The organism is Marinicauda salina (genome assembly GCF_003122085.1).
Lineage (GTDB): Bacteria > Pseudomonadota > Alphaproteobacteria > Caulobacterales > Maricaulaceae > Maricicauda_A > Maricicauda_A salina.
On the sequence record NZ_QEXV01000006.1, the window covers coordinates 55,796 to 81,886 of the forward strand.

Genomic DNA, 26,091 nt, shown 5'->3' on the forward strand with positions numbered 1-26,091 from the left:
TCTCCGGTGTTGCGTTCGTCGTTTCCAACGCACCAGCCGGCGGCCTGGATGCGTCGTCTACCGGCTCTCTTCGAACAGCTCGCGGCCGATCAGCCAGCGTCGGATCTCGCTGGTGCCCGCGCCGATCTCGTAGAGCTTGGCGTCGCGCAGCAGGCGGCCCGTCGGGTATTCGTTGATATAGCCGTTGCCGCCGAGCACCTGGATGGCGTCGAGCGCGGTCTGCGTCGCGGCTTCGGCGGCGAACAGGATCGCGCCCGCGGCGTCCTTGCGCGTCGCCTTGCCCGCGTCGCAGGCCTGGGCGACGGCGTAGACATAGGCCCGGCTCGCATTCATGCGCGTGTACATGTCGGCGAGCTTGCCCTGGATGAGCTGGAACTCGCCGATCGATTTGCCGAACTGCCTGCGCTCGTGGACATAGGGCATCACCACGTCGAGGCAGGCCTGCATGATGCCGATCGGTCCGGCCGCCAGCACGGCGCGCTCGTAGTCGAGCCCGCTCATCAGCACCTTCACGCCGCCGCCGACCTGGCCGAGCACGTTCTCCTCGGGGACCTCGCAGTCCTCGAAGACGAGCTCGCCGGTCTCCGAGCCGCGCATGCCGAGCTTGTCGAGCTTCTGGGCGATGGAGAAGCCCTTCATGCCCTTCTCGATGATGAAGGCGGTGATGCCCTTCGAGCCGGCCTCGGGATCGGTCTTGGCGTAGACCACGACCGTGTCGGCGCTCGGCCCGTTGGTGATCCACATCTTCGAGCCGTTGAGGACGTAACGGTCGCCCTTCTTCTCGGCCTTGAGCTTCATCGAGACGACGTCGGAGCCCGCGCCGGTCTCCGACATCGCCAGCGCGCCGATATGCTCGCCGGAGATCAGCTTGGGCAGATACTTCTCGCGCTGGGCGTCGTTTCCGTTCAGCCGCAGCTGGTTGACGCACAGATTGGAGTGCGCGCCGTAGGACAGGCCGACCGAGGCGCTCGCCCGGGAGATCTCCTCCATGGCGATGCAGTGCTCGAGATAGCCCAGCCCCGAGCCGCCCAGCTCCTCCTCGACAGTCAGGCCGAGCAGACCGAGCTCGCCGAGCTGCGGCCAGAGATCGGCGGGAAATTCGTCTTTCTCGTCGATCTCCGCCGCGCGGGGCGCGATCTTGTCGGAGGCGAAGGACTGCACGGTGTCGCGGAGCATCTCCGCGGTGTCGCCGTGCGGGAATTCGAGGGTCGGGTACTGGTTCGAGATCATGGCCGCCGAGATACCACGGGGGCGGCGCGGGTCAAGCGCGCCGCGGCCCCGTCACCGGGCGGACGAACTCCGCCGGCGGAAGAAGCGCGCGGCGACGAACCAGCCCGAGGCGAGGCTGAGCAGCGCGCCCATGAAGAACGCGACCGGTCCGAAGAACAGGAAGCCCTCGCGCTGATAGCGCGCGAAACTCGTCAGCAGATCCCACGCGCCGACGCCGAACAGCACCAGGCCGACGACGAGATTGGCGACGTAGATCCAGTCGCCGCCGCCCTGGCGCGCCTGGACGGGCTCCTCCTCGGCGGCGAATTCGTCCTCGGCCTCGGCGCCGGCGACATGGCGCGGCGAGACCTCGTCTTCCTCGACCTCCGGCTCCTCGGGCTCGAACTCGGCGAGCCGGCCGGCGCCGGCGACCTCGCCGGAATAGCCGGCCGCCTCGCGCGGACCGGCCGCGCCGCCGGGCCTCGCAGCGGTACCGCGCTTGACCGGGGAGTGCTGGGGTTCGGGTCCCGCCGCGGGCCCCGGCCCGGCCTCTTCCTGCGCGTCGACCTCGGGCGCGGCGGGCTCAGGCTCGACCGCCTCCGGCGCGGGTTCCGGCTCGGGCTCGGGCGCCGGGGCGACTTCAGCGACCGGCGCCTCGACCTCCTCGACGACGGCCGCCGCCGCATCGCTGCTCACGCGCGCAACGGCGGGGGTGAGGAAGCTGTAGCCGAGCTGCGCGTCCGGCTCGACGGCGGGCGCCGGTTCCGGAGCCGGTGCGGGCGCCGGCGGCTCGCCGCTCTCGATCTCGACCTGGGGCTCCGGCGCTTCGGCTTGAGCTTCGGACGAGGCGCGCTGCGCGCCGCTGCTGATCTGGGCGGCCATGCGCGCCATGACTTCGCGCACCACCGCGCCCTGATCGGCCGGGGCGGTCTCTTCTTCACCGGATGCGGCCGCCGGCTCGGGCGCCCCGGTCGGCTCCGGGGAAACCTCGGGCGCGGGTTCGGATTCAGGTTCGGGCTCGGGGGGGGCCTCCGCTTCGGGCGCAGGCTCTGGCCGGGGTTCGGGCTCCGCGGGCGCCGGCTGCGCGACGGGTTCGGTCTCGGCGGCCGACGCCTCCGGTTCCGGAGCTTCCGCTTCGGCTTCCTCGGGCGGCTCCTCGAACTCGATCTCGAGATCGACCAGCGGACCGATGCGCGGTTCCTCCTGCGCGGACGCTCCGGCGTCCGGGGCGGGACGTTCGTCGGCCTCCAGCCCCTTGAGATAGAGCGCCTTCTCGGCGGCGCGGCGGCGCACGAGCCGTTCGGAGACGACCAGCCGGCCGTCCTCCTCGGCGCGCACCCAGGTCTCGATCGCAGCGGCGGCCTCGCGATGCTTGCCCGCCCGCGCCAGCCGCGCGACGTCGGACACCTTGAATGCGCCCGGGCCGATCGAGGCGGCGAACGACACCAGCGCGTCGCGGGTCGGTTCGGGGAGATCCTCGCCGACGGCCTGCTCGACGGCGCGCTCGGCCTGAAGGACATCGTAGATCAGCAAGAGCTCGGCGTTTTCGCGCGACACCGCCACGCCTTCCTTGGCCGAAGCCGTGTGGCCGAAGCCGACCACCCAGCGCCGGCCACGCCGACGCGCCTCCGGCACGAAGGGCTCGTGGGCCATTATGAGGTCGCGCGCGGCGCGCGTGCTCTTCAGTCGCGGTTTCATCGCTGTCCCGTTCCGAAACGGCAGGCCGTCATCCGCCGCTCGACACTGCAAGTAGGACGCCGTCACTCGCCTCCCGTCGAAAATATGTCGACCGAATCCACCGCGGTGAACGGCGCGAAGAAGCCTGCGCCCGCCCCGCCGCCGATGAGGAACACCTCGCCGTCGAGCGTTGCGGCGGCGGCCTCGGTCCGAGGAACCGGCAGGCCCGGCGCCTCGGTCCAGCCCGAACCGTCATCGGCCAGCACCAGGTGATCCGACAGCGTCCGGCGCATGTCGGAGCTGCGCCCGCCGAAGACGTGGATCGCCCCGTCGGCGGCCGCCGCGGCGTGACCGGCCCGCGGCGCCGGCAGGTCCGGTCCGCGCCGCCAGGCGCGCGCCTCCGGGTCGAAGATGTCCACGCGCGCTGTCGCGACTCCGTCGGACGCGCCGCCGATCAGCCAGAGCGCGCCGTCGAAGACGAGCGCGCCGGCCCCGCGCCGATTGGTCTCCCGCGGCGCGGCGATCGCCGACCAGGTCCGCGACTCCAGATCGAACACGAAGACCCCCGGCGCGCCGTCCTCGCCGCCGACCGCGAACAGCCGCCCGTCGGCCGCCAGCAGGGAGAACGCAGCTTTCGACCCCGGCAGCGGCGGCTCGGCCTCCCACACGTCGGAAGCGGGATCGTAGGACCACATTTCCGCGATCGGCTCGGCGCCGGACTCCGCGCTGTAGCCGCCCGCGACCCAGAGCCGGCCGTCGGCGGCGGCCATGCCGAAGCGCTCGAGCCCGACGGGCATGGGCGACAGCGGCCGCCAGCGATTGACGTCGGGCTCGTAGGCTTCGAAATCGTCCTGCGGGTCGACGACGCCGGCGCCGCCGGCGGCGAAAATGCGCCCGTCCAGCGTCGCCGCGCTCAGCCCCGCCCGGGGCATGTCCAGCGCCGGGCCGGTCCGCCACGGTCCGGACATGGTCAGGCCCTCCGAACCGGGCAGCTCGATCGCACCCGTCGTCACGTCTTGGGTCTGCAGGGCTGCGCCCGGCCCGCCGGCGATCAGCATCGCCGCAAGCACGCCCGCTCCGATCGCAGTCCGCATCATCGACTCCATCCACCTGCGCCGCCTGTTCCGGCGGTCACAAAAGCACCATCGCGCCCAGCCCGAGAAACGCGAAAAACCCCACCACGTCCGTCACCGTGGTAACGAAGACCGACGAGGCCACGGCGGGATCCGCCCCGAAACGCTTGAGCCCCAGCGGCACGAGGATGCCGGCGAGCCCCGCGCAGGCGAGGTTGATCACCATGGCCGCGGCGATCACCCAGGCCAGCGCCGCGTTCTGGAACCATAACCCGGCCACCAGACCCATAACCACGGCGAAAATCAGGCCGTTCACCGCGCCGGCGGCGAACTCCCGCCAGATCACCCGCATGGAATTGGACACCGTCAGGTCGCGCGAGGCGATGGATCGGACCGCGACGGCCAGCGCCTGGGTGCCCGCATTGCCGCCCATCGAGGCGACGATCGGCATCAGCACGGCGAGCGCGACGAGCTGGGCGATGGCGTCGTCGTAGAGCGCGATCACGCCCGAAGCCAGCACGGCCGTGCCCAGGTTCACCAGCAGCCACGGCGCGCGCGACTTCACCGAGGAGAACACGGTGTCGGCGAGGCTGGCGTCGTTGACGCCGGCGAGCGCGTAGAGGTCCTCGGTGTTCTCCTCCTGGATGACGTCGACCATGTCGTCGACGGTGAGCATGCCCGACAGCCGGCCGTCCTCGTCGACCACCGGCGCCGAGATCAGGTGGTATTTCTCGAACAGGTAGGCGGCCTCCTCCTGGTCGATCTCCGGGCGGATGATGACGTGGTTGGGCTCCATCAGCTCGGAGAGCGGAACCTCGCGCTTCGTGCGCATCAGCCGGCTCACCGGCACCACGCCGATCGGCTTGAAGCTCTCGTCGACGATGAAGATCTCGAAGAAGAGGTAAGGCAGATCCTCGCCCGCCTTGCGCATGTGATCGATCGTATGGCCGACATTCCAGAAATGCGGCGCGGCGACGAACTCGCGCTGCATCAGGCGGCCCGCCGTGTCCTCCTCGAAGGCGAGCGAGGTCTCGAGCTGAATGCGATCGGCTTCGGAGAGCTCGGCGAGCACGGCCTCGCGCTTGGCCTCGTCGAGCTCCTCGACGATCATCGTCATGTCGTCGGAATCGAGGCCCTGGATCGCCTCGGCGAGATGGCGCGGCTCGAGCACGCCGGCGATGTCGGCGCGGGTCTCCTCGACCAGTTCGGCCAGGACGGGGCCGGTGAGCAGCTCAGGCGCGAGCTCGACGAGCAGGACCTGCTGCTCCCAGGTCAGCTGCTCGATCGCGTCGGCGGCGTCGGCCGGGTGCAGCTCCTCGAACAGCGCGAGCAGGCCCGCCGTGTCGCGCGCCAGGAGCGCCTCGACGATATCGGCGATCAGTTGCGCGGGCACGTCGACCGACGGCGCGGCCTCGGCGGTTTCATCGATCGTTTCGACCGGGTCGCTCATGCAGGCCTCACGCAATGATCAGCGGCGACAGTGCGGCGGACGATAGGGCGAAGCGCAGGCGAAATCGAGCGGCGGGAGCCGCTTGGCGCAACGATTCGACGGGAATCGAAAAGGCCCGGCGCCGCATGCGGCCCGGGCCTTCGAGTCGCGGCGTACGCGACGAACTATGGTGCGGCCGAGAAGAGTCGAACTTCCACGGGTTTTACCCCACAGCGACCTCAACGCTGCGCGTCTACCAATTCCGCCACGGCCGCAGAACTTGGGAGGCGGGCATTTAGCAACACCGGCCCGGTTTGTGAAGGGCCGATCTGCGCGTCCGGGCGGTTTCCGTCAGGCCGCGTAATAGTCATTCACGTCCGCCGTGCCGGTGATCGACACCGCGACGCGGTCGCCCTGGATGATGATCTCGCCGCGCGCGATCGGGTGGTTGTTGGCGAGGATCCACACCTCGTCGTGCTCGGCGACGTCGAGGGGAATGACCGCGCCTCGGCCCATGCGCAGGAACTGGTGAATGGGCAGGCGCGAACGGCCGAGAATGACCGAAATCTCCACCTGCACGGCGCCGAGCTGGCTCATCACACGTCCCGTCGATTCTGCGTCGCCGCGCCCCGCCCTTGCCAGGCGCGTTCTCAATCACGATGTTCCGAGCCGGTTTCCGACCCGTTAAGAGCCTGCTGACCATGACAGATTCGCCCGTCGGCTGGGCCGTCTCGCCCAAGCGCGTTCCCTACCCCGACGCCGTCGCGGCGATGGAGGCGCGCGCCGCGGCCATCCACGCCGGCGAGGCCGGCGAGCTGGTCTGGCTGCTGGAGCACGATCCGCTCTACACCGCCGGCACGAGCGCGCGCGAGGCTGATCTGCGCGATCCCGACCGCTTCCCGGTGTTCAAGTCCGGGCGCGGCGGCCAGTTCACCTATCACGGGCCGGGCCAGCGCGTGGCCTACGTCATGCTCGATCTCAGGCGGCGCGGGCGCGACGCGCGCGGCTTCGTGCAGAATCTCGAGCAGTGGATCATCGAGGCGCTCGGCGTCTTCAATGTCGCCGGCGAGCGCCGCGAGAACCGCGTCGGCGTCTGGGTCGACCGCACCCGGCCCGGCGGGCCCGAGCGCGAGGACAAGATCGCCGCCATCGGCGTGAGGCTGAGACGCTGGGTGTCCTTCCACGGGATCGCGCTCAATGTCGAGCCGGACCTGTCCCACTTCGCCGGCATCACGCCGTGCGGCGTCTCGGATCCGCGCTACGGCGTGACCAGCCTGGTCGATCTCGGCCTGCCGGTGACGATGGACGACGCCGACGCCGCGCTGAAGCGCGGCTTCGAAACCGTGTTCGGCCCGACGGCGCCGGCCGATCCGCCGGCCTGATCAGGCCGGGCGCGGGCCCCGCGCGGTCATGCCCGCGAACCAGAATCCCAGCGCGAACACGACGCCCCAGAAGGCGATCATGGACGGCCAGCCGCCGGCGGCGAGCGCGTCGATCATCATCGTCTCCTGGTCGAGCATCCAGGCCTGGAAATCCTCCATCAACGCCTGGTCGCGCGCGGCGCGCTCGACCGCCTCGGCGTCGGCGAGATCGATCCCCCGCCGATCGAGAAACTCGAGATAGACCGGCCAGATCGCCGCAGTGATCCCGACCGTCGCGCCCAAGGTCTTGGCCAGCACGCCGGCGCCGATCGGCGCCAGGGCGAGCGCGCGCGGTCGGCTCGCGTCGCGCAGCCGGTTGGCGTGCACGACGAAGAGAAGCACGAGCACGAACAGCCAGACCAGCCAGCCCGTGCCGGCGGGAAACACGCTCAGCCGGATGGCGTCGAGCAGCGCGACGACGCCGAGGCCGAGCCAGTAATCGTCGGCGTCGGCCCGTCGGCCCGGCAGGAAGGCGGCGTGAAGGTTCATCGTTCGCGGTTCCGCCGGGGTTGAAACGAAAAACGGCGCGCGCCGGGTATGCCCCGACGCGCGCCGCGTCTCAAGCCGGAGACGCGCCTGCCTAGGCCGGCTCCGCGCCGCCGCCGGCCGACCCGACCGGCGATTCCCCGAACTGGTTCGAGCCCGGATTGCTGGGCTGCACGTAGAAGATGATGAGGATGATCGCGCCCACGATCGGGATGAAGCCGAGCAGGATCCACCAGCCGGACTTGCCCGTGTCGTGAAGCCGGCGAACGCTCACGCCCAGGGCGGGCAGAAGCGTCGCGAGCGCGAACAATCCGGGTAGCGCGCCCGGTCCGCCCAAGACGCCCGCCTCGATCAGGAGCAGCAGCCAATAGGCCAGGATGTAGAACAGGAAGAACCACCAGAACTCGCTGCGCTCGGCTCTCCCTTCAAATCCGACATAGTTGGAGTAGACGGCCTTTACGGCTTCGACGAACGTCATCGCGGTTCTCCCCAGCGCTTGCTTTTCATCGCCTTGTGAGGCGCACCGGGCGCCCGCATCTCATGCGGACGCCCAATTCGCATCAGCCGCGTTCAACCCTGCGGCTTGTCTTCGTCCGAACCGCCTTCGGCGGGATCGCTCGCAGGCGGAGCGCTCGGCTGGGCCGGCGCGGCGCCGCCCGCGGCGGCCCCGGCCAGCACCGGTTCGCCGTACTGGTTGGCGCCGGCGTCGCCCTTCAGGACGCCGACCCAGATGGTGTAGGCGATCCAGACGAGAAAGCTCAGCGAAAACACGAGGAAGGCCCCGCTGGACCCGGCCATCATCGCGGCCATGTCGACCTCGCCGCTGCCCGACATGGCGGCGAACACCGCGCCGCCGACCATGATCATCCCGATGATGCCGAGCACGATCGAGACAGCCCACGGCACCGCATGGATCCAGGCGGTCCGGCCGGTGTCATGGAGCCGTTTTCCATAGACGCAGACGCCGACATAGATGAGGCCGAGCGAAACGATGAAGCCGAGGATCGGAATGAAATTGGCGACGATGTTCGCCGCGATGATGATGAGAACGCCGATCCAGTATTCCTGCTGCCCGATCCGGCCGTTTGGGCTGAACAGAAGATGGCCGATATTCATGGGTGCCTCCCCGATTCTCTGATCGGAAAAGCGTCCGCTGCGTCGCCAGCGGTGTCAATCAAGCCCGCCAAGAAAGTTAATGTTCTATTCGAACTCGATGAGGAGTTCGTCGGCGGCCACGCTGGCGCCCGGCTCGGCGGCGATGGTCTTGACCATCCCGTCGATCTCGGCGCGCAACACGTTCTCCATCTTCATCGCCTCGACGGTGACCAGCGGCTCGCCGGCCTTGACCTCCTGACCCGTCTCGACATTGACCGCCACCACGAGGCCCGGCATCGGGCTGGTCACCAGCTTGGCGGTGTCGACGGCCTCCTTCTCGGGCAGCTTGGCGTGCAGCTCGGCCGCCCGCGGCGTGCACACCAGCGCGACCGCGGAGAAGCCGCGATGGCGCAGCGCATAGCCCTCGGTCCGGTCGGCGAAGGACAGCGCGAAGCCCTCGCCATTGAGCTCGCCCTCGAAGAGGTGCCCGCCCGGCCGCCAGGTCGAGACCAGAGACAGGCGCTCGTTCGACAGGCTCGGCGCCCACAGCTCGGCCGGGGCCTCGCCGCCGACGGCGTCCTCGGGCAGGCGGATGCGCACGGGATAGGCGTCGCCGCCCAGGATGACGACCCATTCGTGGAGATGGCCCGGCGGCGGAGGCGGCGTCAGCCGCCCCTCGATCTGCGCGCCGCGCTGGACGAGCGCGGTGTGGATGAAGGCCGCCGCCGCGCTCATCCAGAGAAGCTGCTCGGCGCGCGGCTCGGTCCCGGCGAACCCGTCTGGAAAGTGCTCGGCGATGTAGCCGGTGTGGATCTTCCCGGCGCGGAAATCGGCCTCGTCGAGCACCGCAGACAGGAAGGGCGCGTTGGACTGCACGCCCTCGACATGGAGCCGGTCCAGCGCCTCGTTGAGCGCGTCGATCGCGGCGAGCCGGTCCTTCCCCGAGCCGATCACCTTGGCGATCATCGGATCGTAGAACATCGAGATCTCGTCGCCCTCGCGCACGCCCGAATCGATGCGCAGCCGGCCCCGCCCCATCGGGCCCTCCTCGGGCTCGACATAGCGCCTCAGCCGCCCGATCGAGGGCAGGAAGCCGCGATACGGGTCCTCGGCGTAGAGCCGGGCCTCCACGGCATGGCCCTTGATCTTCACGTCCTTCTGGGCGAGCGCCAGCTTCTCGCCGGCGGCGACGCGGATCATCTGCTCGACGAGATCGATGTCGTGGGTGAGCTCGGTGACCGGATGCTCGACCTGCAGCCGGGTGTTCATCTCGAGGAAGTAGAAATTCTTGTCCGGGTCGACGATGAACTCGACCGTGCCGGCGCTGTCGTAATCGACCGCCTGCGACAGGGCGACGGCCTGCTCGCCCATCTTCTTGCGCGTCTTCTCGTCGAGGAAGGGCGACGGCGCCTCCTCGAGCACTTTCTGGTTTCGGCGCTGCACCGAGCATTCGCGCTCGTTGAGATGGATGACGTTTCCGTGCTTGTCCCCGAGCACCTGGATCTCGATATGGCGCGGCCGCTCGACGAATTTCTCGATCAGGATGCGGTCGTCGCCGAAGGACGACTTCGCCTCGTTGCGGGCGGCCTTGAAGCCGTCCTTGACCTCCTCGGCGGAGCGCGCGATGCGCATCCCCTTGCCGCCGCCGCCGGCCGAGGCCTTGATCATGACCGGATAGCCGATGTCCTCGGCGACCTCGACGGCCTGGGTATCGCTCTCGATCTCGCCGCGGAAACCCGGCACCGTACTGACGCCGGCCTCGGCGGCGAGTTTCTTGGATTCCAGCTTGTCGCCCATCGCCGCGATGGCGCGCGGGTTCGGGCCGATCCAGGCGACCTTCTTCTTCGCCAGCGCCTCGGGAAACTTCGCGTTCTCCGACAGGAAGCCGAAGCCGGGATGGACCGCGTCGGCACCGGTCTGGTCGATCGCGTCGAGGATCTTGTCCATCGCCAGGTAGGATTCGCCCGGCGCCGGCGGGCCGATGAAGACCGCCTCGTCGGCCATTTCGACGGCGAGGCTGTCGGCGTCGGCCTCCGAGTAGACCGCCACGGTGGGGATCTTCAGCCGCTTGCAGGTCTTGATGACCCGCACGGCGATCTCGCCGCGATTGGCGATGAGGATTTTCTTGAACATCAGCGTGCGCCGTTCCTGACGGTGTTCGGAGAGGCGCTCCGTTTACCGCGCCCGGCTTCGCCGGAGCAAGCCGGCGTCATGCGTCGCCGTTCCGGCCCGGGTCCTCATCGGCGTCATCCCTGGCCTGCTGGGCCTCGAAGAGATCGGCCTCCGCCTCGCGCCGCTCAAGCCACTGGAACTCGATCGAGCGCAGGCGCGAGATCACCGAGATGAGAAAGACCGTCGACCACCCCAGCACCAGGAAGCCGTTGGCGCTCTCGATCGCGCCCAGCAGACGCCAGTCGGTCTCGAGGACGATGTCGCCATAGCCCACGGTGGTGAAGCTCGATGTGGAGAAATAGAGCGCGGGCTCGAAGGTGTCGAACGCCCCGACCCACATGAAAACAAGAGCGTAGAGCCAGATCTGGATGGTGTGGATGAGGAACAGGCCGAGCGCCACCCCGAGCACCAGGCCGAGCTGGTTGATGACGTAGCGATGCGCACGCTCGTGATCGAGCCGCGACCGCATGAGCAGGATCAGCAGCGTCAGCCCGGCGATCTGGATGACGATGGTCACCAGCACCATCAGCGAAGCGACCGCCAGAGGAGCGACTGGCATGGGCGACCCTTCCCGATTCGATCGGGAGCGAGCCTAGCTCCGGACGCCCCGCCGGTCAGCGCCTAGTTGGCGCGCGTGATGTGGTGGATCCACTGCAGGTGACGCTCGTACTGGCGCAGCAGGTCTCGGATCACCTGGTTCTTCGAGTAGCCGTACACGTCGTAATGCTGGCCGCCCTCGCTCAGCGCCACCTCGGCGCGGCCATAGCGCAGATCCTTCTCCGCCTCCTCGTCGGAGACCGGGAAATGCGGCTCCTCGTACTCGGCATAGGCCACGGAGTAGACGAAGTCGGGCTGATCCTGGTGATCGACCACGATCTTGGCGTAGTCCTCGCCGCGCTCGACGGAGGCGTCGACGTCCAGTCCGCGCAGCTCTTCGGCGACTTCCTGGAACGCCTCGACGACGGTGGTCTGGATGAAGGCGATCACTTCGTCGCGATTGGGCTGGGTGAACATCAGCTTGAGCCGGGTCCGCCAGGGCACCGAGGCGCCCTGGATGGGCAGCTGGGCGGCCGTCTTGCGTCCCGCCCGGCGCGCGGTCTCCAGCGACCAGGCGCGCACCAGGCCGACCAGCGCGAGAATGATCACGATCGTGAAGGGCAGCGCCGCGGCGATCGTCGCCGACTGCAGCGCGGCGAGCCCGCCGACGAGCAGCAGCACCGCGGCGACCACGCCCTCGCTGATCGCCCAGAACAGGCGCTGGCCGAGCGGGGGGTTGAGCATGCCGCCGGAGGTCAGGGTCGACTTAACGAGCGAACCGGAATCCGACGAAGTCACGAAGAAGGTCGTCACCAGCACGATCGCCATCACCGAGGTGATCCCGCTCAGCGGCAGCGTGTCGAGGAAGGCGAACAGGGCCAGCTCGGAATTGCCGCCCGTGACCGCTGTGACGATCGGGTGCGCCATGTTCCCCATCACCTCGCGCAGCGCCGAATTGCCGTAGACCGTCATCCAGAAAAAGGTGAACAGGGTCGGCCCGATCAGCACGCCGAGGATGAATTCGCGGATCGTGCGCCCGCGCGAGATGCGCGCGATGAACATGCCCACGAAGGGCGACCAGGAGATCCACCAGCCCCAGTAGAACAGCGTCCAGTCGCCGATCCACTCGCCGCCGCCATAGGCGTCGATGTTGAAGGTGAGCACGGCGAGCTGGTCGAGATAATCGCCGATGTTCTGGACGAAGGCGCTGAGCAGGAAGACCGTCGGCCCGACGATGAAGACGAACAGCATCAGCGCGATGGCGAGATAGAGATTCCACTCGCTGAGCCGCTTGATGCCCGCGTCGAGCCCCGCCACCACGGAGGTCGTCGCCATCGCCGTGATGATGGCGATCAGCGCCATCTGCACCTCTTCGGAGATGGGCAGGCCGAACAGGTCGTTCAGGCCGGCGTTGATCTGGGTCACGCCGTAACCCAGCGAGGTCGCCACGCCGAACAGCGTCCCGATCACGGCGAGGACGTCCACGAGATGGCCGATCGGGCCGTAGATGCGGTCGCCGATCAGGGGGAAGAGCGCCGAGCGGATGGTCAGCGGCAGGCCGTGGCGATAGGTGAAATAGGCGAGGCTCAGCCCCACCACGACATAGATCGCCCAGGCGTGCACGCCCCAGTGGAAGAAGGTCAGCACCATCGACCGGCGCGCCGCCTCGAGGGTGCCGGCCTCGCCGTCCGGCGGGAGCGCGAAGTGGTTGATCGGCTCGGCGACGGCGAAGAACATCAGCCCGATGCCCATCCCCGCCGAGAACAGCATCGCGAACCAGGGCAGGAAATCGTACTCGGGTTCGGATTCCTGCGGGCCCAGCTTGATCCGCCCCCAGTCGGACAGCGCCACGATCAGCGCCGCGACCAGGAAGGCGCCGACGCCGACCGTGTAGAGCCAGCCCATCGTGTCGGTGATGGTCTCGCGGATCTCGTTGAAGATGAATTCGGCCTGGTCGTGCGCGAACACCGCGTACGCCACCCCGGCGACGACCAGCATGGCGGCGGGGAAGAAAACGGCGGGCTCGAGCTTCTTCATCACGGACCTCTGCGGTCGTTCCAGAACGTCTCAGCGCGGCGGCGCAACGGCGCGACCGCATTCGGAAAAGGAGACATAATCGCCGCGGAACGTCGGGACGAATCCCCGGACGCGGGACGGGCCGCAAACCACCGCGATACAGGCGCATCATTGTCCGCCGATCGCGCGATGACTTCCCCTCGGACGGCCTTCATTGCGCTTATGGGCGATCCCGTCGGGCGAAGTCAAACGCGCGGCGGCGCGCTTGACCGCGCGACCCGCCCGGAGCGACGCTTGAAGACGGACTGATGGAGGAGGATCGCGCCATGCCCGCCGCTCTCAAGGTGACGCCGACCGGCGCCGCGCTCGGCGCCTTTGTGACCGGCGTCGATCTCTCGCAGCCGCTCGACGCCGCGACGGTCGCCGCCATCCGCAAGGCCTGGCTCGACCACCTGGTTCTGGCGTTTCCCGACCAGCCGATGAGCCACGCCGATCTCGAGCGTTTCACCGAGTATTTCGGCCCGTTCGGCGACGATCCCTTCATCACGCCCCTGCCCGATCATCCCCACATCATCGAGGTGCGCCGGGACGCCGACGAGACCGCGCCGGTCTTCGCCGCGGCGTGGCATTCCGACTGGAGTTTCCAGGACGTCCCGCCGGCGGGCACGGTGCTGCATTCCAAGATCGTCCCGCCCGCCGGCGGCGACACGTTGTTCGCCAACGGCTATGCGGCCTACGAAGCGCTGAGCGACGAGTTGAAGCAGCGGATCGAGCCGCTGCAAGCGGTGCATTCCGCCGCGCTGGCCTACGCCCCGGAAGGCGTCTACGGCGAGAACGACGCCGCCGACCGCTCGATGACGATCCGGCCCAGCGCGGAGGCGCGCTCCATGCGCACCCATCCCGTCGTCCGGGTCCACCCGGAGACCGGCCGCAAGACGCTGTTCGTCAATCCGGGCTATGTCCGCACGATCGAGGGCCTGAGCGACGAGGAGGCCTTCACCCTGCTCGTCCAGCTCTACGAGACCGCCCATGACGAGCGCTTCGTCTATCGCCACCAATGGGAGCCGGACATGCTGGTGATGTGGGACAATCGCTGCACCCAGCACATGGCGACGGGCGGCTATGACGGCCACGCCCGCCTGCTTCACCGCACCACGATCGCGGATGCGCCGCCCGAGCGCGACGCAAAGGCGGCCTGAGACCGCCCGGCTTGTTCACTCCTGCTCGGGAGGCGCGAGGCCGAGCCTGTCCTCCAACGCGCCGACATCGAGGTCCAGGAAACCGAAATTCGAAAGCATGACGATCGAGGTCGCCTCCCGGGGATAGTACGCGGCGATGGAGATATAGCCGTTGTTCCCGCCAGTGTGCAGATAGCAGACGACCGGTTCCCCGCGCACAAACACGCCGAGGCCCGCCTGAGGAATCGGCCCCGGCGACGTCATCTCCGCGATGAGCTCTTCGGGCAGAAAACCGGCGTCCGGGTCGAAGACGGCGTGAAGGAGCTTCGTGAGATCGTCTGCGGTGGAGATCATGCCGCCGCCGCCGGGAATGACGTACATGAGGCTGTAGGCGACGATCGGCTGCTCGGCCGTTCCGTTATAGCCCGACGCCAGGCCCGGCTCGACGACGGGGCCGTCATACCCGTCCGCGGGCGGGGCGGCCTCGAGACTGGTGTTGGTCATGTCCAGCGGCGTGAAGACAAGCTCAGCCAACGCGGTTTCAAGATCCGTGTCGTAAGCGGCGGCAAGGATCTCGCCGGCGAGGGTCGGGCCGAAATTGGAATAGCGGAAATCCGAGCCCGGTTCGAAGGCGGGCTCGAGCGCGGCGAAATCCTCGTATCGCGCCTCGATCGTGGCCGTCACGCCGCCCGCCCACTCATCGAACAGAATCTGCGTGGCGTCCGGGATTCCCGAACTGTGGTTGAGCAGCTGACGGAGACTGACCGGCTCCCAGGCCGGCGGGCACGGCTGGAGGTGCACGCAAACCGAGTCGTCGAGCGCCAGCCGCCCGTCGGCGACCGCGCGCATCACGCCGGTCGCCGTGACGAGCTTGGATGTTGAGTGGATCTTGAACCGCGCGTCCGGCGTCATCGGCGCGTCGAGTTCCAGGTTCGCGCGTCCGCCCGCGAACTCGAGGATCGTCTCCTCTCCGTGGCGCACCAACACGACGCCGGAGAACCGGCCGCTCTCGGTCTCGGATTCGAGAAACGACTGCAGCGCCTCCGGCGGCGATGACGCCGGAGCGCCATCGACGACACCCGTATCGCTGCAAGCCGTCGCGAGGAGCAGGGCAAGCGCGCCCGCCCGCGGAATCGTCAACCGCATCCTGTTCTCCGTATTGGCTGAGACATGCGCGACATACGGTCCGCGGGCGCACGCAAGTCAAATTACGGAGGCGTAAGACGGGGGCCGCGGGCGGCGGGTCCGGAGCCCCGGGAAACGGATCAGGCCGCGTCGATGAGCGGCTTCAGCGCGGGATGGATGTCGGGGGATTCCTCGCCGATAAACTTCAGGAGCGCACGCTCGGCCTCGCCGAATTCGCCGTCGCGCCGCATCCGGCGGGCGAGCCATTCGGCCTCGTCGGAGGTGACGGCCTCGGCTTCCTCCTGACGGGCGTCCATGACCTCGTTGCGATCCGCCCAGGCCTCGCGGAGGCTCGGCGCGCGATACTGGCGGATGAGGCCGGAGAAGCCCGTCTTGGCCATGCGCGCCATGAAGTCGCCGACCCCGCCGGTCTCGCTCTCGAGCCATTCCTCGCGGCGCAACGCCTCGCGCCGCGACGGGGCTTCGTAGCCCGAGGCGGCCATCAGGAAGTTGGCCAGCGCCTTCACGAACAGGTCCGTCCAGGCGGGGTGATTGTCCGCGCCCTCGACGGCGTCGTTGATGTCGAACAGCACCTCGGCTTCGGACTTGGTCACCGCGACGGCGCCGTCGCCGCCGAAGGCGTAGAGGATGCGGCGGACGAGTTCGGCCTCGGCTTCGCCCACCCGGCCAGGCGTCAACGCCCCGCCGCCGGCGTTCTTCCGCGGCAGCGGCCCCGTCCCCTCGACGACGGCGCGCCGGACCTGGTCGAGCGCGAAGGCGCTCAGCGCCTCGGGGGCGCGCTCGGCCTGTTCGAGCACGCGCACGACGGCCTCGAGCTCGGTATCCGACCTCACCTCGCCATCCTGCGAAATGCGCTCCATGAACCAGGCCGCCGCCTCGTCGTCGACATAGCCCTGCGGCTCGGCCTGGCGGACCAGCAGATCGGTCATCGCCTCGCAGAACAGGTCGGTCCAGGCGGGATCCCTGTCCGTCGCGGCCTCGTCCAGCGCGAACAGCGCGTCGGCCTCGCGCGGATCGAGGGTCATATCGGGATAGACGACGCCGCGGATCTCGCGGACATCGGCCTCGGTGATGCGGCCCGAAGCGGTCACGCGGGCGGTGACGGCGGACAGTTCGGCGGTCATGGCGGCGCGCCTTTCTCTGACGGTTCTCCGCCGGAAAGCATCGCGCACAGGCGTTAGAAGACGATGAATCGCCTACTCGGCGGGCGCCCAGCCCAGCCCGTCGGGCTCGTCGCCGGCCTCGAAGCTGTCGACGACCGCATAGGTTTCCCGATCGATGACGCTCACGCGATCGGCGCCGGTGTTGGCGACAAAGACGCGCGACCCGTCCGGCGACATCAGCAGGCCGACCGGCGCAGCGCCCACCTCGACGGCGGCGATCAGCTCGCGCGTTTCGACGTCGAACACCGTCACCTCGCCGGAGGCGGCGTTCGACACCCAGGCCTCCTCGCCGTCGGGGGTGAACTTCAGCCGGATCGGCACCTGGCCGCCCGAGGGGAAACTCTCCAGGATCGCGTCGGTCGCCGCGTCGATGACGGAGATGGTTCCGCTATCCCGGTTGGTCACCCAGACCTCGGCGCCGTCGGGCGAGACGTCGATCCCCTCCGCGCCGGGCCCGGTCCGCACCGTCGTCACAGAGTCGTAGGCGCGGTCGATGACGCTGACCGATCCGGACGTGATGTTGGCCACGAACAGCTTCGACCCGTCCGGCGCGGGGACGAGCTGGTGGCTGAGCTGCTGGCCGGTCTCCCAGACGCGCGTGACGTCTCCGGTCGCGGCGTCGATCTCGACGACCGTGCCCGTGGTCTCCGTCGTCGTCCAGACATTCGCGCCGTCGGCGCTCGCCCAGATGCCGTGCGGGCCGAGATTGCCGTCGAGGTCCCACCTCGCGGAGACGGCGCCGGCGTCGAGATCGATCACGCTGATCGTTTCGCCGCGCGCCTCGGGACCGTAATCGGACACATACGCCGTGGACCCGTCCGGCGAGATCGCGACCTCGTGGGGATTCTCGCCGACGGCGATGACGGTCTGCTCGGCGTAGCTCGCCGCGTCGACGAGGGAGACCGTGTCGTCGCTCTTGTTGACGACGACGAGCCGGTCCTGCGCCTGCGCGCAGAACACCGTCGCCATCGCCGCGCCGAGCGCGAGGACCGCCGTGCGTATCGCCATGATCTCCTCCCCTGAAGACCGCAGGGGCGCGCTTGCGCGCCGACGGAGCGCGCGGCCGACCTTCCGATCAGCCGCGCGCCGGCCGTCGGCCTATTCCGGCTTGCGGAAGAGCAGCGTCATGCGGTCGGATTCGCCCGTCGACTGCGGCGGGTCGACATCCTCGTCCTCGCTGTCGCCGGCGTTCGTCGGCGGCAGGCCCCACACGCCCTGCTCGTGATCGGCCGCATCGGCGGGATTGGCGTTGAGCTCGGAGCTCGCCTCGAGCTCGAAGCCCGCCGCCTCGAACGCCGCGACGACGTCGGTTTGCTTCATGTAGCCGCGGTCGCCGGTCGTCATTTCATGCGGCTGATCCTCCGGCGCGCGATGCTGGACCACGCCGACGATCCCGCCCGGGCGGAGAAAGTCGTAGGTCTCGTCGAGCGCCTCCTCCAGGAAGGCCGGATCGAACCGGTTCAGGTGATGCAGCGCGCGGATGAACAGCACCGCGTCGGCCTCACCCTCCTGGGCGTACGGGATGTCGTCGAGCATGAAGGCGGTGATCGGCGCGGCCGTTTCGGGCCCGTTTTCGGCCAGCTCGCCCGGCGCGGTGTCCGGCCAGGCGGCCATCTCGGCGGCCGTCTCCTCGGTCCAGTTGTCGCCGTACATCTGCTCCCAGAGGTCCATCTGGTAGTTCAACGCGACATAGCGGCCGTCTTCGGCGACCCAGGGCAGCAGGATGCGCGTGTACCAGCCGCCGCCGGGCAGCGCCTCGGCGATCGTCATGTCGGGCTCGAGGCCGAAGAACTCCATCGTCTCCCGGGGATGGCGGAACTGGTCGCGCGCCATGTCGTCGGCGCGGCGCTCGTGGTCGAGCACGGCGGCGAGCGCGTCGGCCTCCTCCGCATCGGTCATATCCATGGCCTCGCCGGCGTCTTCCCCGCCCGCGAGCGCGTCTTCGGTCGCGGCCGCTGCGTCGGCCTCGGCGGCGTCCATGTCGTCGGCGGGCGCCTGATCCTCGCCCTGCGGGCCGCAGGCGGCGAGCAGAACCGCCGCAGCGGCGGACATCCAGAGTGCTTTCATCTCGTTCCCCTTTTGCGCGTCGGCGCTTTTCCCGGCGCGCTTTTTACCATGTCTCGCCAAGCGGCGCAGCGGATTCGGGGGACGCGGCGGATTCCCGGACGCGTCAACGCTCGCCTCGTCATCCCCGCGAAACGAGACGATGTCATCCCGGCCGGAGCGCGAAGCGCGGAGAGCCGGGATCCACCGGACTCGCGACCCGATTTCTGGAAGGGCTGTCGGTAGGTCCCGGATAGCCCTTCGGGCTTCCGGGATGACAACAGAGAACCAACTAATCCCCGCCCCGCCCATCGGACCCATAATGCGCGGCGCTGTCCCGCCCAGCCGGCGCGTCCGGACGCGCCCCATTCGCGAGAGGGCGGCGCGTTGAGCGGCCGGGATCACGCGTCCCGCCGCGCGCATTCCGTCTTGTCATCCGAGCGCGGAGAGGCCTCCGGCGCCGGGGATTTCGCGTGGGCGATCGCGCGCCGCCCGCCATAGGCTCGCTCCCTGACGCCGGGCAGGCTTGCACTTCTGTACAATGAACCGTACATTTGCGTTCATGAACAAGCCCTCGAACATCGTCTCGTTCACCGAGGCCCGGCAAGGGCTCAAAGCCCTGATGGACCGCGTGACCGGCGACAAGTCGCCCGCCGTCATCACACGGCGCGGCGGCGAGCCGGTGGTGATGGTCTCGCTGTCGGAATGGGAGGCCATCCAGGAGACGAACTATCTTCTGAAGAGCCCGGCGAACGCCGAGGAACTGCGCAAGAGTCTCGCTGAGGCGGAGTCAGGCCAGACGCGCGAGCTGACGGAAGAGGATCTGCGTCAGCTCGCCGAGGATCCGGCCGCTTTCTTCAACGGATGAAGGTCGAGTTCACGCCGCGCGCGCTCGATCATCTGCGCTGGTTCGCCGAAAAGGAGCCGCGCCAGGTCAAACGCATCCTGAAACTCATCGAGGACATAAGGCGCGATCCCTTCGAGGGCCTTGGCAAGCCGGAACCCCTCAAGGGCGAGCTCTCCGGCCTCTGGTCGCGGCGCGTGGATTCAGAGCACCGGCTGGTCTATCGGGTGGTGGGGTCGGGTGACGGGGCGCGGCTGCAGATCGTCCAGTGCCGGTATCATTATTGAGAAAGGCGGGGGGCGTCCCGCCTCCTGCATGGTCCCCGCCAACTGAAATTTTCGTCCCCGTGTTCTCATGCGAGCGCGGAGATCTCTCCGGCGTCGGAGATGGGTATTGTCCGCATCACCCTCGTCCTGAGGCGCCGCCCCCCCCTGTCGCACCCTTCCTCTCTTTCCCGGCGTACGCCGGGACCCAGAGATGACCCGGCGCTCAGCCTGCTTCCTCTGGGCCCCGACTTGCGTCGGGGAAGAGAAGGAAAGCGCACGCAGAGACCGCCCCCCTCACAACGGAATATTGTCGTGCTTCTTCCAGGGGTTGGAGAGCTGCTTGTCGCGCAGCGTCCGGAGCGCGCGGATCAGCCGCCAGCGCGTGTTCTTCGGCTGGATGACATCGTCGAGATAGCCGCGCGAGGCCGCCACGAAGGGGTTGGCGAAGCGATCCTCGTACTCCTTGACGTGTTCGGCCATCTTCTCCTCGTCGCCGAGATCCTTGCGGAAGATGATCTCCGCGGCGCCCTTCGGGCCCATCACCGCGATCTCGGCAGTCGGCCAGGCGTAGTTGATGTCGCCCCGGAGATGCTTCGAGGCCATGACGTCATAGGCGCCGCCATAGGCCTTGCGCGTGATCACGGTGAGCTTGGGCACGGTGGCCTCGGCGTAGGCGAAGAGCAGCTTCGCGCCGTTCTTGATGAGCCCGCCATACTCCTGCTTCGTGCCCGGCAGGAAGCCCGGCACGTCTACGAAGGTCACGATCGGGATGGAGAAGGCGTCGCAGAAGCGCACGAAGCGAGCGGCCTTCTTCGAGGCGTCGATGTCCAGGACGCCCGCCAGCGACAGCGGCTGGTTGGCGACGAACCCGACGGGCGCGCCCTCCAGCCGGCCGAAGCCGGTGACGATGTTCTGGGCGTAGTCGGGGGCGATCTCGAAGAAGTCGTTTTCGTCGGCGACCTTCTCGATCAGCTCCTTGATGTCGTAGGGCTTGTTCGGATTCGGCGGGACCAGCGTGTCGAGGCTGGGCTCGGCGCGATCGACGGGGTCGTAGCTGGGCCGGGCCGGCGGCTTCGCGCGGTTGGACAGCGGCAGGAAGTCGACCAGCCGGCGGATCTGGATCAGCGCCTCGATGTCGTTCTCGAAGCCGCCGTCGGCGACGCCGGACTTCTTCGCGTGGACCGAGACGCCGCCCAGCTCCTCGTGGGTGACGACCTCGTTGGTGACCGTCTTCACCACGTCCGGGCCGGTCACGTACATGTATGACGTGTCCTTCACCATGAAGATGAAGTCGGTCATCGCCGGCGAGTAGACGTCGCCGCCCGCGCACGGGCCCATGATCACCGAGATCTGCGGCACGACGCCGGAGCTCAGCACGTTCCTCTGGAAGATCTCGGCGTAACCGCCCAGCGCGTCCACGCCTTCCTGGATGCGCGCGCCGCCCGCGTCGAACAGGCCGATGATCGGCGCGCCGTTCTTCAGCGCGGCGTCCTGGACCTTGGTGATCTTGCGGGCGTGGGCCAGCGACAGCGAGCCGCCGAACACGGTGAAGTCCTTGGCGAAGATGTAGACCAGCCGGCCGTTGATCGTGCCCGAGCCGGTGATCACCCCGTCGCCGGGGATCTTCTTGTCCTCCATGCCGAAGTCCGAGCACTGGTGTTCGACGAACATGTCGAACTCCTCGAAGGAGCCGTCGTCGAGCAGCACCTCGAGGCGCTCGCGCGCGCTCAGCTTGCCCTTCTCGTGCTGGGCGGCGACGCGCTTCTCCCCGCCCCCGGCGCGCGCGGCGGCGCGCTTGGCGTCAAGCTGCTCGATGACGTCTTTCATGGAATGCCCGCTCCCGGCGACATGACTGGAGGCTGCTGGTTAGCACCGCTTCGCCGCGCCCGGCAAATGGGGGGCGCTCGCTTCGCATCTTTCGAGGCTCGCCTTCGGCTCGCACCTCAAGATGAGGGAGGAGAGAAACATCGCACGGCCCTCATCCTGAGGCGCCCGGCGTCAGCCGGGCCTCGAAGGATGGGAAGACGCGCGCTCGCGAGCCCCAGGGGGGAAGGCCCTCGTCCTTCGAGACGCCCCGATCCCCTCATCCTGAGGAGCGAGCAAAGCGAGCGTCTCGAAGGGGACGGGGATCGGGGCCCTCAGGATGAGGGCCTCAAGAGCAAGCTCACGAAAGCCGTGGCCACCCCACCCTTACCCTCCCCTCAAGGGGAGGGAGTCGCGGACGCCGCGCCTCCATCAAATCCATGGGCCGCGAGGGAACTAAAGCCGCAGCGTCCGCGCGAAGCGCTCGCCCTGGCGCTCGATCTCGACGGGCCAGGCCGCCGCATCGTCGCGGGCGTCGAGCACGGCGAGGAGGTCCTCGACCGTGGCGATCTCGCGGTCGGCCACTGAAACTATGCGATCACCCGGCTGGAACCCGTAATAGGCCGCCGCCGAGCGCCGCGCGACTCCGGCGACGATGACGCCCTCGCGGAACGGGTCGAGCCCGTTGGCCTCGTTGAAGGCCGGCGAGAGCTGGACGACCTGGGCGCCCTGGAACGGGTTGCGGCCGCGGATCGCCACGCGCTCGGCGTCTTCCTCGCCCGGCGCGGGTTCGGCGGTGATCTCGTAGGTGCGCTCCTCGCCGTCGCGCAGCACGGTCAGCTCCGCCGTCTCGCCGATCGCGCGGGTGGCGAAGCGGAAGCGGGCGCCGGCCTCGTCATTGACCGCGACGCCGTCGACGGCGACGACCACGTCGCCGGTCTCCAGCCCGGCGTCGGCGGCCGGTCCGTCGGGATAGAGCTCGGCGACGATGGCGCCGCGCGGCCGGTCGAGGCCCAGCGATTGGGCCAGATCGCTGGTCACCGGCTGCAGCCGCGCGCCAAGCCAGGGCCGGACGATCTCGCCGCCGTCGAGGGCGGCCTCGACGACGGAGCGGACCATGTCGACGGGAATGGCGAAGCCGATGCCGTTCGACCCGCCCGAGCGCGAAAAGATCGCCGTGTTCACCCCGATCAGCTCGCCGTCCATGTCAACGAGCGCGCCACCGGAATTGCCCGGGTTCACGGCGGCGTCAGTCTGGATGAAGAAGGCGTAGTCGGTGATGCCGACATGGGTGCGCGCCAGCGCCGACACGATGCCCGACGTCACCGTCTGACCGACGCCGAACGGATTGCCGATGGCCAGCACCAGGTCGCCCACCTCGGTGTCGTCGGTCTCGTCATAGGGCAGGACCGGCAGGGCCTCGCCGGCCTCGACCCTGAGCACGGCGAGATCGGTGCGCTCGTCGGCGAGCAGGACCTCGGCCTCGAACTCGCGGCGGTCGTTGAGCACGACCCGCAGCTCCTCGGCGCCCTCGACGACATGATTGTTGGTCACGATGACGCCCGAAGGATCGACGATGACGCCCGAGCCGAGCGACTGCACCTCGCGCTCGCGCGTCTGCGGGCCGAAGAAACGCTCGAAGAAGGGGTCGCCGGCGAAGGGCGAGCGCTGGGCGATGACGCGCCGGGAATAGACGTTCACGACGGCCGGCGCGGCCTGGCGCACCACGGGCGCGAAGGAGAGCCGGACCTCGGCCTGGCTGTCGGGAACCGCGCGCTCGATTTCGGAGGGCGGAGTCTGCGGCGCTTCCGGCTGTGCGGGGGCGGCTTCCTCGGCCTGCCCGCAAGCGGCGGCGGCCAGCCCCAGCGCCAGGCTGAACGCGGCGAAGATCGTGCGGCCCATGGGCGTGCTCCCCTCGATCATTGCGTCGGCGTCCATTTAGGAGAACCGAATGCGGCTGAACAGGGGCTGAAGCCGCATCTGACCGAAAGTTAAGACGGAACGCCGGCGCGAAAAAGGCCGCGCCCGGCGGGCGCGGCCTGTCTCATTCGTCAGAGATGACGCGGAGTTCTACTCCTCCGCGGCCTCCTCCTCGGCCAGGCGCGCGCGGTCGCCGGCGCCCTTGGCTTCGGGATCGCGATCGACCAGCTCGATGACGGCCATCGGCGCGTTGTCGCCATGGCGGAAGCCGGCCTTCAGCACGCGCGTGTAACCGCCATTGCGGTCCTCGTAGCGCGGGCCGAGCGTCTCGAACAGCTTGCCGACCTGGTCGCGATTGCGGATCTTCGACACCGCCTGGCGGCGCGCATGCAGACCGCCGCGCTTGGCCAGGGTGATGAGCTTGTCCATGAAGGGCTTGAGCTCCTTGGCCTTGGGCAGGGTCGTGACGATCTGCTCGTGCTCGATGAGCGACGCGGCCATGTTGGCCAGCATCGCCCGGCGATGCGAGGCCGTGCGGTTGAGCTTGCGGTGGGCGACGCCGTGGCGCATGGGAAGTCTCCTTCAGAAACGGTTTCGGAACGCCTCTCGGCGGCCGACCTAGATCTGATCCTCGTATTTCTTGGCCAGTTCCTCGATGTTCTCCGGCGGCCAGTTCGGGGCCTCCATGCCCAGATGCAGACCCATCTGGGCGAGAACTTCCTTGATCTCGTTGAGCGACTTGCGTCCGAAGTTCGGCGTGCGGAGCATCTCGGCTTCCGACTTCTGGATCAGGTCGCCGATATAGACGATGTTGTCGTTCTTCAGGCAGTTCGCCGAGCGGACCGACAGCTCCAGCTCGTCGACCTTCTTCAGAAGCGCCGGATTGAACTCGAGCTCCGGAACTTCCTCTTCCGGCCCGCGGGCCTCGGAGGGCTCCTCGAAATTGACGAAGATCTGGAACTGGTCCTGCAGGATGCGCGCGGCGTAGGCCACCGCGTCCTCCGGCGTCACCGCGCCGTTGGTCTCCACGTCCAGGATCAGCTTGTCATAGTCCAGCACCTGACCCTCGCGCGTGTTCTCGACGCGATAGGCCACGCGCTTGACCGGGCTGTACAGCGCGTCGACGCCGATCAGGCCGATCGGGGCGTCCTCGGGCCGGTTGCGCTCGGCGGGCACGTAGCCCTTGCCGGTGTTCACCGTCAGCACGAAGCGGACCTCGGCGCCCTCGTCGAGGGTGCAGATGACGTGATCCTTGTTGATCACCTCGATGTCGGCGACTTCCTCGATGTCGCCGGCGGTCACCTCGCCCGGGCCCGTCTTCTTGAGCGTCAGGCGCTTCGGGCCCTCGGCGTGCATGCGCAGGGCGATCTGCTTGATGTTGAGGATGATGTCGGTGACGTCCTCGCGCACGCCCGGGATGGACGAGAACTCGTGGACGATTCCGTCGATCTGGACCGCGCTGATCGCCGCGCCCTGCAGCGACGACAGCAACACCCGGCGCAGCGCGTTGCCGAGCGTCATGCCGAAGCCGCGCTCGAGCGGCTCGGCCACGATCTTCGCGTGGCGCGCGGGGTCGAAGCCGGGTTCGATCTCCGGCTTCATCGGGCGGATGAGTTCCTGCCAGTTCTTCTCGATCACGGACCTACCCCTTTCAAGCGGGATGCGCGCGAACGAACCGCGCGCCAGGCTGTTCCAAACTGTTCGGCCGTCGCCTCTAGACGCGACGGCGCTTCGGCGGCCGGCAGCCGTTATGCGGGATCGGCGTCACGTCCTGGATGGTCGTGATCGTGAAGCCGATATTCTGCAGCGCGCGCAGCGCGGACTCGCGGCCCGAACCGGGACCGGAAACCTTCACCTCGAGCGTCTTCATGCCGTGCTCGGCGGCCTTGCGGCCCGCGTCCTCGGCGGCGACCTGGGCGGCGTAGGGCGTCGACTTGCGCGAGCCCTTGAACCCCATCGCGCCCGCCGACGACCAGGAGATCGCATTGCCCTGGGCGTCGGTGATGGTGATCATCGTGTTGTTGAAGCTGGCGTTCACGTGCGCGACGCCGGCGGTGATGTTCTTCCGCTCGCGACGGCGAACGCGGGACGGTTCCTTGGCCATAGACCCTGGTCCTTACTTCTTCTTGCCGGCGATCGGCTTGGCCGGACCCTTGCGGGTGCGGGCGTTCGTGTGGGTGCGCTGACCGCGAACCGGCAGGCCGCGACGATGGCGCAGGCCGCGATAGCAGCCCAGATCCATCAGCCGCTTGATGTTGACCGCCGTCTCGCGCCGAAGATCGCCTTCGACCGTGTAGTCGGAGTCGATCGCCTCGCGGATCTGCAGCACCTCGGCGTCGGTGAGCTCGTTGACGCGCTTCTCCGGAGCGACGCCGACCTTCTCGGCGATCTCCGCAGCGCGGGACTTGCCGATGCCGTGGATGTACTGCAGCGCGACCGCGACGCGCTTGTTCGTCGGAATGTTGACGCCGGCGATCCGTGCCACGACGCTCTCCCTGTCTCTCGTGCCGCCTCGCCCCGGGTCGCCGAACCTGCGCGCTCCCGAAAGTGCGAACGCGCCCGGCTGTTCCGGCCCTTTTGGCGAAGGGCGCTACTTATATTGCAGGCGCAACC

Annotated in this window: 25 protein-coding genes and 1 tRNA gene; 4 read left to right on the forward strand and 22 right to left on the reverse strand. The window is 68.6% G+C overall.

Annotated features, from left to right (window positions below):
• Positions 1-57: 57 nt before the first annotated feature.
• The 6 genes from DDZ18_RS12120 to DDZ18_RS12145 all read right to left on the reverse strand — a co-directional run bounded on the left by DDZ18_RS12120 (position 58) and on the right by DDZ18_RS12145 (position 5,985).
• Positions 58-1,230, reverse strand: a complete 1,173-nt coding sequence (locus tag DDZ18_RS12120) for an isovaleryl-CoA dehydrogenase (protein WP_109253665.1) — start codon at positions 1,228-1,230, stop codon at positions 58-60.
• A 51-nt stretch (positions 1,231-1,281) separates the two neighbouring features.
• Positions 1,282-2,907 (reverse strand): lysozyme, encoded by a 1,626-nt coding sequence (locus tag DDZ18_RS12125; RefSeq protein ID WP_109253666.1) that lies wholly within the window; start codon positions 2,905-2,907, stop codon positions 1,282-1,284.
• A gap of 62 nt (positions 2,908-2,969) precedes the next feature.
• A complete protein-coding gene (locus tag DDZ18_RS12130; RefSeq protein ID WP_158272157.1) occupies positions 2,970-3,980 on the reverse strand; it encodes a Kelch repeat-containing protein in 1,011 nt (336 codons plus the stop codon).
• 37 nt (positions 3,981-4,017) lie between these two features.
• Complete coding sequence (gene mgtE / locus DDZ18_RS12135; RefSeq protein WP_109253668.1) at positions 4,018-5,409, reverse strand: magnesium transporter; 1,392 nt, start codon at positions 5,407-5,409, stop codon at positions 4,018-4,020.
• 167 nt (positions 5,410-5,576) lie between these two features.
• Positions 5,577-5,663: transfer RNA gene (locus DDZ18_RS12140), tRNA-Leu, on the reverse strand.
• Between the two features lie 76 nt (positions 5,664-5,739).
• The gene (locus DDZ18_RS12145) at positions 5,740-5,985 is read right to left on the reverse strand and encodes a FliM/FliN family flagellar motor switch protein (protein WP_109253669.1); all 246 of its coding nucleotides are present in this window, start codon (positions 5,983-5,985) and stop codon (positions 5,740-5,742) included.
• Positions 5,986-6,089: 104 nt separating this feature from the next.
• Between DDZ18_RS12145 and lipB the strand changes: the two genes are divergently transcribed.
• Positions 6,090-6,770 carry a lipoyl(octanoyl) transferase LipB gene (gene lipB / locus DDZ18_RS12150; RefSeq protein ID WP_233245833.1) on the forward strand — a complete coding sequence of 227 codons (681 nt, stop codon included), beginning with the start codon at positions 6,090-6,092 and terminating at the stop codon, positions 6,768-6,770.
• Here lipB and DDZ18_RS12155 read toward each other — a convergent pair whose 3' ends face one another.
• From DDZ18_RS12155 to DDZ18_RS12180, 6 genes are all read right to left on the reverse strand, one after another.
• Positions 6,771-7,298: a hypothetical protein gene (locus tag DDZ18_RS12155; RefSeq protein ID WP_109253671.1), complete on the reverse strand. Its 528-nt coding sequence runs from the start codon at positions 7,296-7,298 to the stop codon at positions 6,771-6,773.
• Between the two features lie 91 nt (positions 7,299-7,389).
• Positions 7,390-7,773 (reverse strand): DUF805 domain-containing protein, encoded by a 384-nt coding sequence (locus DDZ18_RS12160; protein ID WP_109253672.1) that lies wholly within the window; start codon positions 7,771-7,773, stop codon positions 7,390-7,392.
• A 92-nt stretch (positions 7,774-7,865) separates the two neighbouring features.
• Entirely contained in the window at positions 7,866-8,411 is a 546-nt protein-coding gene (locus DDZ18_RS12165; RefSeq protein ID WP_109253673.1) for a DUF805 domain-containing protein, read from the reverse strand.
• Between the two features lie 84 nt (positions 8,412-8,495).
• A complete protein-coding gene (locus DDZ18_RS12170; protein WP_109253674.1) occupies positions 8,496-10,523 on the reverse strand; it encodes an acetyl-CoA carboxylase biotin carboxylase subunit in 2,028 nt (675 codons plus the stop codon).
• Positions 10,524-10,599: 76 nt separating this feature from the next.
• The gene (locus DDZ18_RS12175; protein WP_109253675.1) at positions 10,600-11,121 is read right to left on the reverse strand and encodes a potassium channel family protein; all 522 of its coding nucleotides are present in this window, start codon (positions 11,119-11,121) and stop codon (positions 10,600-10,602) included.
• A gap of 62 nt (positions 11,122-11,183) precedes the next feature.
• Entirely contained in the window at positions 11,184-13,136 is a 1,953-nt protein-coding gene (locus tag DDZ18_RS12180; protein ID WP_109253676.1) for a BCCT family transporter, read from the reverse strand.
• A 305-nt stretch (positions 13,137-13,441) separates the two neighbouring features.
• Between DDZ18_RS12180 and DDZ18_RS12185 the strand changes: the two genes are divergently transcribed.
• Positions 13,442-14,314 carry a TauD/TfdA dioxygenase family protein gene (locus DDZ18_RS12185; RefSeq protein ID WP_109253814.1) on the forward strand — a complete coding sequence of 291 codons (873 nt, stop codon included), beginning with the start codon at positions 13,442-13,444 and terminating at the stop codon, positions 14,312-14,314.
• A gap of 15 nt (positions 14,315-14,329) precedes the next feature.
• Here DDZ18_RS12185 and DDZ18_RS12190 read toward each other — a convergent pair whose 3' ends face one another.
• The 4 genes from DDZ18_RS12190 to DDZ18_RS12205 all read right to left on the reverse strand — a co-directional run bounded on the left by DDZ18_RS12190 (position 14,330) and on the right by DDZ18_RS12205 (position 18,669).
• Positions 14,330-15,439, reverse strand: a complete 1,110-nt coding sequence (locus tag DDZ18_RS12190; protein ID WP_109253677.1) for a serine hydrolase domain-containing protein — start codon at positions 15,437-15,439, stop codon at positions 14,330-14,332.
• Between the two features lie 119 nt (positions 15,440-15,558).
• The gene (locus DDZ18_RS12195) at positions 15,559-16,563 is read right to left on the reverse strand and encodes a hypothetical protein (protein ID WP_109253678.1); all 1,005 of its coding nucleotides are present in this window, start codon (positions 16,561-16,563) and stop codon (positions 15,559-15,561) included.
• Positions 16,564-16,635: 72 nt separating this feature from the next.
• A complete protein-coding gene (locus DDZ18_RS12200) occupies positions 16,636-17,610 on the reverse strand; it encodes a YncE family protein (protein ID WP_109253679.1) in 975 nt (324 codons plus the stop codon).
• 90 nt (positions 17,611-17,700) lie between these two features.
• Complete coding sequence (locus tag DDZ18_RS12205; protein ID WP_146190672.1) at positions 17,701-18,669, reverse strand: class I SAM-dependent methyltransferase; 969 nt, start codon at positions 18,667-18,669, stop codon at positions 17,701-17,703.
• Between the two features lie 538 nt (positions 18,670-19,207).
• On the opposite strand from DDZ18_RS12205, the gene DDZ18_RS12210 reads away from it, so the two are divergent.
• Both DDZ18_RS12210 and DDZ18_RS12215 read left to right on the forward strand, forming a co-directional pair.
• A complete protein-coding gene (locus DDZ18_RS12210) occupies positions 19,208-19,513 on the forward strand; it encodes a type II toxin-antitoxin system Phd/YefM family antitoxin (RefSeq protein WP_109253681.1) in 306 nt (101 codons plus the stop codon).
• On the forward strand, positions 19,510-19,776 hold the full coding sequence (locus DDZ18_RS12215; RefSeq protein WP_109253682.1) for a Txe/YoeB family addiction module toxin: 267 nt from the start codon (positions 19,510-19,512) through the stop codon (positions 19,774-19,776). The genes DDZ18_RS12210 and DDZ18_RS12215 overlap by 4 nt, the downstream gene beginning before the upstream one ends.
• Before the next feature lie 273 nt (positions 19,777-20,049).
• Here the strand turns inward: DDZ18_RS12215 and DDZ18_RS12220 are convergent, their stop codons facing one another.
• The 6 genes from DDZ18_RS12220 to rpsM form a co-directional block, all read right to left on the reverse strand.
• Entirely contained in the window at positions 20,050-21,582 is a 1,533-nt protein-coding gene (locus DDZ18_RS12220) for an acyl-CoA carboxylase subunit beta (protein WP_109253683.1), read from the reverse strand.
• Positions 21,583-22,014: 432 nt separating this feature from the next.
• Positions 22,015-23,460: a DegQ family serine endoprotease gene (locus DDZ18_RS12225; protein WP_109253684.1), complete on the reverse strand. Its 1,446-nt coding sequence runs from the start codon at positions 23,458-23,460 to the stop codon at positions 22,015-22,017.
• Positions 23,461-23,628: 168 nt separating this feature from the next.
• On the reverse strand, positions 23,629-24,048 hold the full coding sequence (gene rplQ / locus DDZ18_RS12230; RefSeq protein WP_109253685.1) for a 50S ribosomal protein L17: 420 nt from the start codon (positions 24,046-24,048) through the stop codon (positions 23,629-23,631).
• Positions 24,049-24,096: 48 nt separating this feature from the next.
• The gene (locus DDZ18_RS12235; RefSeq protein WP_109253686.1) at positions 24,097-25,116 is read right to left on the reverse strand and encodes a DNA-directed RNA polymerase subunit alpha; all 1,020 of its coding nucleotides are present in this window, start codon (positions 25,114-25,116) and stop codon (positions 24,097-24,099) included.
• A gap of 76 nt (positions 25,117-25,192) precedes the next feature.
• Complete coding sequence (gene rpsK, locus DDZ18_RS12240) at positions 25,193-25,582, reverse strand: 30S ribosomal protein S11 (RefSeq protein WP_109253687.1); 390 nt, start codon at positions 25,580-25,582, stop codon at positions 25,193-25,195.
• 12 nt (positions 25,583-25,594) lie between these two features.
• Positions 25,595-25,963: a 30S ribosomal protein S13 gene (gene rpsM / locus DDZ18_RS12245; protein ID WP_109253688.1), complete on the reverse strand. Its 369-nt coding sequence runs from the start codon at positions 25,961-25,963 to the stop codon at positions 25,595-25,597.
• Positions 25,964-26,091 lie beyond the last annotated feature (128 nt).

Excerpts from the sequence above, each read along its gene's own strand:
- DDZ18_RS12190 (WP_109253677.1), bottom strand. The coding sequence starts at position 15,439 with ATGCGGTTGACGATTCCGCGGGCGGGCGCGCTTGCCCTGCTCCTCGCG.
- rplQ (WP_109253685.1), bottom strand. The coding sequence starts at position 24,048 with ATGCGCCACGGCGTCGCCCACCGCAAGCTCAACCGCACGGCCTCGCAT.
- DDZ18_RS12145 (WP_109253669.1), bottom strand. The coding sequence starts at position 5,985 with ATGAGCCAGCTCGGCGCCGTGCAGGTGGAGATTTCGGTCATTCTCGGC.
- DDZ18_RS12195 (WP_109253678.1), bottom strand. The coding sequence starts at position 16,563 with ATGACCGCCGAACTGTCCGCCGTCACCGCCCGCGTGACCGCTTCGGGC.
- DDZ18_RS12180 (WP_109253676.1), bottom strand. The coding sequence starts at position 13,136 with ATGAAGAAGCTCGAGCCCGCCGTTTTCTTCCCCGCCGCCATGCTGGTC.
- DDZ18_RS12125 (WP_109253666.1), bottom strand. The coding sequence starts at position 2,907 with ATGAAACCGCGACTGAAGAGCACGCGCGCCGCGCGCGACCTCATAATG.
- DDZ18_RS12160 (WP_109253672.1), bottom strand. The coding sequence starts at position 7,773 with ATGACGTTCGTCGAAGCCGTAAAGGCCGTCTACTCCAACTATGTCGGA.
- lipB (WP_233245833.1), top strand. The coding sequence starts at position 6,090 with ATGACAGATTCGCCCGTCGGCTGGGCCGTCTCGCCCAAGCGCGTTCCC.
- DDZ18_RS12155 (WP_109253671.1), bottom strand. The coding sequence starts at position 7,298 with ATGAACCTTCACGCCGCCTTCCTGCCGGGCCGACGGGCCGACGCCGAC.
- mgtE (WP_109253668.1), bottom strand. The coding sequence starts at position 5,409 with ATGAGCGACCCGGTCGAAACGATCGATGAAACCGCCGAGGCCGCGCCG.
- DDZ18_RS12225 (WP_109253684.1), bottom strand. The coding sequence starts at position 23,460 with ATGGGCCGCACGATCTTCGCCGCGTTCAGCCTGGCGCTGGGGCTGGCC.
- DDZ18_RS12210 (WP_109253681.1), top strand. The coding sequence starts at position 19,208 with ATGAACAAGCCCTCGAACATCGTCTCGTTCACCGAGGCCCGGCAAGGG.
- DDZ18_RS12175 (WP_109253675.1), bottom strand. The coding sequence starts at position 11,121 with ATGCCAGTCGCTCCTCTGGCGGTCGCTTCGCTGATGGTGCTGGTGACC.
- DDZ18_RS12220 (WP_109253683.1), bottom strand. The coding sequence starts at position 21,582 with ATGAAAGACGTCATCGAGCAGCTTGACGCCAAGCGCGCCGCCGCGCGC.
- DDZ18_RS12130 (WP_158272157.1), bottom strand. The coding sequence starts at position 3,980 with ATGCGGACTGCGATCGGAGCGGGCGTGCTTGCGGCGATGCTGATCGCC.
- DDZ18_RS12165 (WP_109253673.1), bottom strand. The coding sequence starts at position 8,411 with ATGAATATCGGCCATCTTCTGTTCAGCCCAAACGGCCGGATCGGGCAG.
- DDZ18_RS12120 (WP_109253665.1), bottom strand. The coding sequence starts at position 1,230 with ATGATCTCGAACCAGTACCCGACCCTCGAATTCCCGCACGGCGACACC.
- DDZ18_RS12205 (WP_146190672.1), bottom strand. The coding sequence starts at position 18,669 with ATGAAAGCACTCTGGATGTCCGCCGCTGCGGCGGTTCTGCTCGCCGCC.
- DDZ18_RS12215 (WP_109253682.1), top strand. The coding sequence starts at position 19,510 with ATGAAGGTCGAGTTCACGCCGCGCGCGCTCGATCATCTGCGCTGGTTC.
- DDZ18_RS12170 (WP_109253674.1), bottom strand. The coding sequence starts at position 10,523 with ATGTTCAAGAAAATCCTCATCGCCAATCGCGGCGAGATCGCCGTGCGG.
- DDZ18_RS12200 (WP_109253679.1), bottom strand. The coding sequence starts at position 17,610 with ATGGCGATACGCACGGCGGTCCTCGCGCTCGGCGCGGCGATGGCGACG.
- DDZ18_RS12185 (WP_109253814.1), top strand. The coding sequence starts at position 13,442 with ATGCCCGCCGCTCTCAAGGTGACGCCGACCGGCGCCGCGCTCGGCGCC.
- rpsK (WP_109253687.1), bottom strand. The coding sequence starts at position 25,582 with ATGGCCAAGGAACCGTCCCGCGTTCGCCGTCGCGAGCGGAAGAACATC.